The organism is Rhizobacter sp. P2_H2 (genome assembly GCF_056403375.1).
The window spans coordinates 1-5,880 of record NZ_JBFUFP010000268.1; the positions used below are offsets into that span (position 1 = coordinate 1).

Sequence of the window (5,880 nt, forward strand, 5' to 3'; positions counted from 1 at the left end):
GCCTCAGTGCTTCAGAAGAAGAAGCAGTAGGTCGTGGTGGACGGGCAGAAGACCTCGTCGACGTAGGTGCGCCGGTCCAGCAACTGGAAGCGGAACTCGTCGATCGTGAACGACAGGATCAGGTCGCTCGAGTAGGCGAGGTGGGCGTAGCCCTTGGGCCCGGTGATGTAGTGCTTGGGGTCGCCGATCGTCACGCTGAAGCTGGTCTTGTTGAACAGGTTGGCGAGCCGGCCGCGCACCTGTGCGCCGTAGTCGATGCCGTTGAACAGCAGCGCGCCGTCCGGGATCGAATCGATGCCGGCGAAGTGGATCGGCTGCAGCGAGCCGATGCTGTTCAGCGAGTTGTAGGCCTCCTGGGTCTTCTGGGCGAGCACCTGGTCCGCGAGCCGGGTGATCAGCGTGTCGACGACGATGTTGACGATCGGCACCCAGTCCACGTTGGTCGAGCACGAGTAGCTGCTCGACAGCGTGAAGTTCTGGACGCCGGTGACGGTGAACGTGCCCGCCACCGGATCCACCGTGCCGGTGACTGTCGTCCCCGGGTTGTTGCGCACCTGGATCGAGCAGGTCGCCGTGATGCCGAACTTCGATTGCTTGACCGTCAGCCCCGCATTCAGCTGCAGGCCCGAGAACGAGGCCACGCCGTTGTTGAGCGCGAACGTCACGGGCCCGCTGACGCTGGCACTGCCGCTGCCCGCCTGGTAGCCATCGACGGTCTGCAGCATCGCGACAACCGGCGGCGCGATCGCCGCCTTCAACGTGCTCATGAACTTCTGCTGCGCGCGGATGACGCCGCCATAGACGTTGGGGCTGGTCGACGTCTGCTGATACTCCGCATAGCCGACATTCGGTATGCCGAGCGAGCCCTGGTACACCACCGTCTCGGCGGTTGCGAAGCCGGATGCCAGCGCAAGCGCGGCGGCAAGACATAGTTTTCGAATCATTGGAATCCTCCTTGTCGTCCGGATCGGACACGCGGATGCTTCCAGATCGGCGTGCCGGATTCATGCTCTGCGTTGAGGTTGGTGATTCGCGTGGCCTGTGGCAAGCTCCGTTGCCATCCGCTCCGCGCGCTCGATCGAGACCCCACCCATGGCCAAGATCCCACCGGGCGTCGGCCCGCGCTTCCCGCAGGTCGTCGTGCTGTTCGGCGCCACCGGCGACCTCGCACGGCGCAAGCTGCTGCCGGGGCTCTACCACCTGTCGGCAGCGGGCTTCATCCCGGGCTGCCGCATCATCGGCGTCTCGCTCGACGACATCGATGCCGACGGCTTTCGCGCCGCGGCCCGCGCCGCGCTCGGCGAGTTCGCGAGCCGCAAGGTCACCGAATCCGACTGGGCGCAGTTCTCGCAAAGCCTCGACTACGTGCCGCTCGCGGCCGGCGCGCCTGCGCTGCGCGCCGCGGTCGAGGCCGCCGAGCGCAGCCTGGGCGGCCCGGGCGACGAGATGCGCCGCCTGCACTACCTGAGCGTGCCGCCCAACGCCGCGCTGCCGGCGGTGCAGATGCTCGGCGAGGCGGGCCTGGTGGAGCGCTCGCGCATCGTGATGGAGAAGCCCTTCGGCACCGACCTCGCGAGCGCCGTCACGCTGAACGCGCGGTTGCACGAGACCTTCGCCGAGGAGCAGATCTTCCGCATCGACCACTTCCTCGGCAAGGAGCCGGCGCAGAACATCCTCGCGTTCCGCTTCGCCAACGGGCTGTTCGAGCCGATCTGGAACCGCAACTTCATCGACCACGTGCAGATCGACGTGCCCGAGACGCTCGGCCTGGGCACGCGCGCCGGCTTCTACGAGCAGACCGGCGCGTACCGCGACATGGTGGTCACGCACCTGTTCCAGATCCTCGCCTTCATGGCGATGGAGCCGCCCACTGCGCTCGAGCCGGCACCGATCAGCGAGGAGAAGAACAAGGTCTTCCGCAGCATGCTGCCGATCCAGCCGGCCGACGTGGTGCGCGGCCAGTACGCCGGCTACCGCGACGAACCCGGCGTCGACCGCGAATCCGAGGCCGAGACCTTCATCGCGCTGAAGTGCTACATCGACAACTGGCGCTGGGCCGGCGTGCCGTTCTTCCTGCGCACCGGCAAGCGCATGGCCGAGGGCCAGCGCATCATCTCGATCGCGTTCCGCGAGCCGCCGAAGAGCATGTTTCCGCCCGGCTCCGGCGTCGGTGCGCAAGGCCCCGACCACCTCACGTTCGACCTCGCCGATGCGTCGAAGATGTCGCTGTCGTTCTATGGCAAGCGCCCCGGGCCGGGCATGCGGCTGGACAAGCTGAGCCTGCAGTTCGCGATGCACGACACCGGCCTGATCGGCGAGGTGCTCGAGGCCTACGAGCGGCTGATCCTCGACGCGATGCGCGGCGACCGCACGCTGTTCACCACCGCCGAGGGCATCGAGCGGCTGTGGCAGGTGTCGACGCAGCTGCTCGAGTCGCCGCCGCCGGTGCGGCTCTACCCGCCGGGCTCGTGGGGGCCGAAGTCGATCCACCAGCTGATCGCGCCGCACGCGTGGCGGCTGCCGTTCGAGCGCGCGTGGCGCGATCCGAACAAGACCGGGAACTGATCAGGGAACGGATCAGAACGCCGACGGGTACTCGACCGCCGGGTCGAGGAAGTACTCGGCGGCCGCCGCGGGCGGCATGTGACCCCAGGCTTGCCAGAGGTCGGTTGCGAAGCCGGCGGCCATGGCCGGGCTCATCAGCCTGGAGGCCACCATCAGTTCCGCGGCGACCTGTTCGATCCAGGTCTGGCGGTCGAGGAGGGGAGAGAGCGTTTGCATGGGGTGGATTCTTCGGTGGGACGCGGCGGCTGCCAATCCGCAGGAAGCGGGCCCCCGGAAGAGGGGACTGTCGCCGGGCCCCGCGGCCGCCGCATCCATCAGTTTGTGGATGGACGGACGCGCCACAATCGGTGCATGAGCATCCCCTCTCTCCCTGCAGCCGACGCCGCGCGCCTMGCGCTGCGCTGCCTCGACCTGACCTCGCTGAAGGACGACGACACGCCGGCCTCGATCGAGGCGCTGGCCGACCAGGCCCGCACGCCGCACGGTGCGCCGGCTGCGCTGTGCGTCTATCCGGCCTTCGTGCCGGCGGCGAAGCGCCGGCTGGCCGCGCTGGGGCTGGCGGCGGTGCGGGTGGCGACGGTCGTCAACTTCCCGCGCGGCGAAGCGTCCCCCGAGGCGGTGGCGGCGCAGATCGCCGTGGCCCGCGACGCCGGCGCCGACGAGATCGACACGGTGTTCCCGTGGCGCGCACTGCAGGCGGGCGATGCCCAGGCCGGCGCGGCACTGGTCGCAGCCTGCCGCCGCGCCTGCGGGCCGCTGCCGCTGAAGGTGATCCTCGAGACCGGTGAGCTGCAGCGGCCCGAGCTGATCCGCCAGGCCAGCGAGATCGCGCTGCGCGAGGGCGCCGATTTCCTGAAGACCTCCACCGGCAAGGTGGCCGTCAACGCGACGCCGCAGGCCGTCGAGCTGATGGGCGACGTGATCCGCGCGCGCGGCACCCGCGCCGGGCTGAAGGTGGCCGGTGGCGTGTCGGCGATCGCCGACGTGCAGCGCTACCTCGCGCTCGCCGCCGAGGTGTATGGCGCCGATCKCCTCGGCCCCGACACGCTGCGCTTCGGTGCGTCGAGCCTGCTGGCGGTGCTGCTGGCGGCGATCGACGGCGGGCCGGCGCCGGTGCGCGTGAGCGGCTACTGATGGCCGGGTTGCTGCCCCAGGAAACCATCCGCCGCAAGCGCGACGGCCATGCGTTGGGCGATGCCGAGCTGCGCGCGTTCGCACAGGGCATCGCGAACGAATCCGTCAGCGAGGCGCAGATCGCCGCGTTCGCGATGGCGGTGTGCTGGCGCGGCATGGACACCGCCGAGGCGGTCTCGCTGACCCTGGCGATGCGCGACAGCGGCAGCGTGCTGCGCTGGGCCGATGAGGCGCTGCCCGGTCCGGTGCTCGACAAGCATTCCACCGGCGGCGTCGGCGACACCGTGTCGCTGATGCTCGGCCCGATGCTCGCGGCCTGTGGCGGCTTCGTGCCGATGATCTCCGGCCGCGGCCTGGGCCACACCGGCGGCACGCTCGACAAGCTGGAGGCGATCCCCGGCTACCGCGCGGGCGTGCCGGTCGAGCAGCTGCGGCGCGTCGTGCGCGAGGCCGGCGTCGCGATCGTCGGTGCCGGCGACACGCTCGCGCCGGCCGACCGCCGCTTCTACGCGGTGCGCGACGTGACGGCCACCGTCGAATCGGTGCCGCTGATCACCGCCTCGATCCTGTCGAAGAAGCTGGCCGCCGGCCTCGGCGCGCTGGTGCTCGACGTGAAGTTCGGCAACGGCGCCTTCATGCAGGACCTGGCGCGCGCACGCGAGCTGGCGCGCAGCCTGGTCGAGGTCGGCTGCGGCGCCGGGCTGCCGACGCAGGTGCTGCTGACCGACATGAACCAGGCGCTCGCGCCGGCCGCCGGCAACGCGCTGGAGGTGCAGGTGGCGCTGGACTACCTGCGCGGCACGGCGCGGCCGGCGCGGCTGCACGAGGTGGTGATGGCGCTCGGCGCGGCGGTGCTGCAGCAGGCCGGGCTGGCAGCCGATGACGCCGAGGCGCGCATGCGGCTGCTGCGCGCACTCGACAGCGGATCGGCCGCCGAACGCTTCGCGCGCATGGTGGCGGGGCTGGGCGGGCCGGCCGACGTGCTCGCGAACCCCGGGCTGCCGCAGGCCGCGGTCGTGCGCGACGTGACGGCGGGCGACGCCGGCTTCCTCGCGGCGGTCGACACGCGCGCGCTCGGCATGACCGTCGTCGCGCTCGGCGGCGGACGGCGCCGCAGCGGCGACGCCATCGATCCGTCGGTCGGCCTCTCGGATCTGCTGCCGATCGGCACGCGCGTGGAAGCCGGCGCGCCGCTCGCCCGCGTGCATGCGCGCACGGAAGCCGATGCCGAGGAAGCCATCGCCGCGGTGCGCCGCGCCTGTGCCATCACCGACCATGCGCCTGCACCAAGACCGCTGATCGCCGAACACATCACCAGGACCACCCCATGACCGACGATGACCTGATCGCCGAGGCTCGCCAGGCACGCGATGCCGCCTACGCGCCGTACTCCGAGTTCTTCGTCGGTGCCGCGCTGCTGGCTGCGGACGGCCGCGTGTTCCACGGCTGCAATGTCGAGAACGCGTCCTACGGCCTGTGCAATTGCGCCGAGCGCACGGCGTTCTTCACCGCGATCGCGGCCGGTGTGCCGGTCGACGGTTTCGCGCGGCTGGCGGTGATCGGCGACACCCCGGGCCCGATCTCGCCGTGCGGCGCGTGCCGGCAGGTGATGTTCGAGCTCGGCGGGCCGCGGTTGCCGGTGCTGCTGACGAACCTGGCCGGCGCACGCCGCGAAACGACTGCCGGCGAGTTGCTGCCCGACGGTTTCCGGCTCGCGACCTGAACGGGTTGCAAGCCGAGGGCTTTCCCTGGGATTCGCCGGGCGTTCCTGCGCACGCTTCTTGCGAGAATGACTCGCACCATTTTTCAGGGACCTTACGAATGAAGCGCACCGCCTTCACCCTGGCCCTCGCGGCCACCGCCATCGCCGCCCAGGCCGAGCCGGCCATCGTCTACGACGCCGGCGGCAAGTTCGACAAGTCGTTCAACGAGGCCGCCTACAACGGCATCGAGCGCTTCAAGAAGGAGACCGGCACCGCCTACCTCGATTTCGAGATCTCCAACGACACCCAGCGCGAGCAGGCGCTGCGCCGCATGGCGCAGAAGGGGTCGGACCCGGTCATCGCGGTCGGCTTCGGCCATGCGTCGGCGCTCGAGAAGGTCGCCAAGGAATTCCCGAAGGTGCACTTCGCGATCATCGATTCCGAAGTGAAGYAGCCCAACGTGCAGTCGGTGCTGTTC

At 70.3% G+C, this 5,880-nt stretch carries 7 protein-coding genes; 5 read left to right on the forward strand and 2 right to left on the reverse strand.

Translation table 11 applies throughout. The annotated features are described in order from the left end of the window. Positions 1 to 11 precede the first annotated feature (11 nt). Positions 12 to 944: a hypothetical protein gene (locus AC1D15_RS15430; protein ID WP_477826658.1), complete on the reverse strand. Its 933-nt coding sequence runs from the start codon at positions 942 to 944 to the stop codon at positions 12 to 14. Positions 945 to 1,092: 148 nt separating this feature from the next. Here AC1D15_RS15430 and zwf point away from each other — a divergent pair, with 148 nt between their 5' ends. After that, positions 1,093 to 2,565, forward strand: coding sequence for a glucose-6-phosphate dehydrogenase (gene zwf, locus AC1D15_RS15435; protein WP_047510330.1), 1,473 nt, complete (start codon positions 1,093 to 1,095; stop codon positions 2,563 to 2,565). A 12-nt stretch (positions 2,566 to 2,577) separates the two neighbouring features. Here zwf and AC1D15_RS15440 read toward each other — a convergent pair whose 3' ends face one another. Next, on the reverse strand, positions 2,578 to 2,781 hold the full coding sequence (locus tag AC1D15_RS15440; protein WP_477826659.1) for a hypothetical protein: 204 nt from the start codon (positions 2,779 to 2,781) through the stop codon (positions 2,578 to 2,580). Between the two features lie 135 nt (positions 2,782 to 2,916). Here AC1D15_RS15440 and deoC point away from each other — a divergent pair, with 135 nt between their 5' ends. The 4 genes from deoC to AC1D15_RS15460 form a co-directional block, all read left to right on the forward strand. After that, positions 2,917 to 3,699, forward strand: coding sequence for a deoxyribose-phosphate aldolase (gene deoC, locus AC1D15_RS15445; protein ID WP_477826660.1), 783 nt, complete (start codon positions 2,917 to 2,919; stop codon positions 3,697 to 3,699). Then, positions 3,699 to 5,030, forward strand: a complete 1,332-nt coding sequence (gene deoA / locus AC1D15_RS15450; protein WP_477826661.1) for a thymidine phosphorylase — start codon at positions 3,699 to 3,701, stop codon at positions 5,028 to 5,030. Before deoC ends, deoA begins: the two co-directional genes overlap by 1 nt. Continuing rightward, complete coding sequence (locus AC1D15_RS15455; protein ID WP_477826662.1) at positions 5,027 to 5,422, forward strand: cytidine deaminase; 396 nt, start codon at positions 5,027 to 5,029, stop codon at positions 5,420 to 5,422. Before deoA ends, AC1D15_RS15455 begins: the two co-directional genes overlap by 4 nt. Positions 5,423 to 5,520: 98 nt before the next feature. Continuing rightward, the coding region (locus AC1D15_RS15460) for a BMP family lipoprotein (RefSeq protein ID WP_477826663.1) at positions 5,521 to 5,880 on the forward strand (360 nt) is incomplete at its 3' end.

Bases quoted from the DNA above. Each gene is read 5' to 3' on its own strand.
- deoA (WP_477826661.1), top strand. From the start codon at position 3,699: ATGGCCGGGTTGCTGCCCCAGGAAACCATCCGCCGCAAGCGCGACGGC.
- AC1D15_RS15430 (WP_477826658.1), bottom strand. From the start codon at position 944: ATGATTCGAAAACTATGTCTTGCCGCCGCGCTTGCGCTGGCATCCGGC.
- AC1D15_RS15440 (WP_477826659.1), bottom strand. From the start codon at position 2,781: ATGCAAACGCTCTCTCCCCTCCTCGACCGCCAGACCTGGATCGAACAG.
- zwf (WP_047510330.1), top strand. From the start codon at position 1,093: ATGGCCAAGATCCCACCGGGCGTCGGCCCGCGCTTCCCGCAGGTCGTC.
- AC1D15_RS15455 (WP_477826662.1), top strand. From the start codon at position 5,027: ATGACCGACGATGACCTGATCGCCGAGGCTCGCCAGGCACGCGATGCC.